Here is a 1,159-nt window from a genome sequence, read left to right on the forward strand (position 1 = left end):
ACGTAAACTCAGCAAGACGGTCAAACAATTCTGTAATGTCAGCAATGTCAGCACCAGTTTCCCACAATGCCAATATCGCACCAGTTCCACCTTCATCAAATTCATACGCGCTTGATTCAGCCTCAACTTGAAACGTCACAACAAAATTATTGCCGTCCGTTTCGTTTACGCTAACAGAATTAGGAATGATATTAACCGTGTGTGCTTGTAGCCCTCTGCCGCTATCTAGCGGCATATCAAACGATAACGCGCCTTTTTTAATGATGTTGTAAAAAAACAAAGTCCAAACTTGGTGCATATCTGCTGTGCAGGCTAAGGCAACATTAAACTGTTGAACGCCGCGCTCAAAGTCTAAAGCGTAGCGATTAAAACCGCCCTCTACTTGAGTTCTAGAAACGCCACCAGCCGCGCCATAACTATAGCCGCTAGGCGATGAAACGGGATAAAGGTCACGCGGTAAAGTAGGCATTATCTGCGTCTCTGTACTGTGAGTGATGATTGCATCGAGCGTGACGTTTTGCTGTTCGGGTCGCGCATCTCTGCCGCTATTAAATCACGCGCTTGTTGAATAATCAAAATACGTTCACCATCTGGCATGGTTTTTTCTTCGACGCTATCAATACGCCCTGTGGTTTGATTAACAATCGTTATCTTAGAGTCACCGCCACCCAACTTATGATTAGGTGTAACATGGCCGTTGCCGCCCATCGTGATAATCTCAGCACCACGCTCACCCACTAAGTATTGATTACCTGCTTGTACATCGCCACCCATTGCTCTTGCGCCACCAAACTGTTGGTTTTGTATCGCCGCAATTTGCACCGCTCCTGCAATCCCAGCGGTTGCTGCTAAGGCCGAGCCTAAAGGATATGGCGGTACTGCTAGTGCGTTTGTTATCGCTGTTGCTGTATTAACGATAGCTTGAGCAATAGCGGCAGCTTTGCCAATCTCAAACAATTTACGGTTCTCTGTTTGCATCAATGTTGCAAGATTACCAAACAATTGACCTGTAGCGTTTAGCCGTTGGTCGTCTAGCTCTTTTTTCTTGTCGGCTTCTTCTTTGGCAATAGCAATACGTTCAGCGGATAGTTGTTTCTGGTTGTCATTGCGTAATTGTGCGGCCTCAGCTTCTAAAACAGAGCCTCTGGCCTCAGCACGT

General features: G+C 46.3%; 2 protein-coding genes. Both read right to left on the bottom strand.

All coding sequences use genetic code 11. The features are described from left to right. The coding region (locus Q0212_RS03195; RefSeq protein WP_297922116.1) for a hypothetical protein at positions 1-469 on the bottom strand (469 nt) is incomplete at its 3' end. Then, positions 469-1,159, bottom strand: a 691-nt coding sequence (locus tag Q0212_RS03200; protein ID WP_297922119.1) for a hypothetical protein, incomplete at its 5' end; no start/stop codon positions are given. The genes Q0212_RS03195 and Q0212_RS03200, both read right to left, overlap by 1 nt.

The organism is uncultured Agitococcus sp. (assembly GCF_937920075.1).
Lineage (GTDB): Bacteria > Pseudomonadota > Gammaproteobacteria > Pseudomonadales > Moraxellaceae > Agitococcus.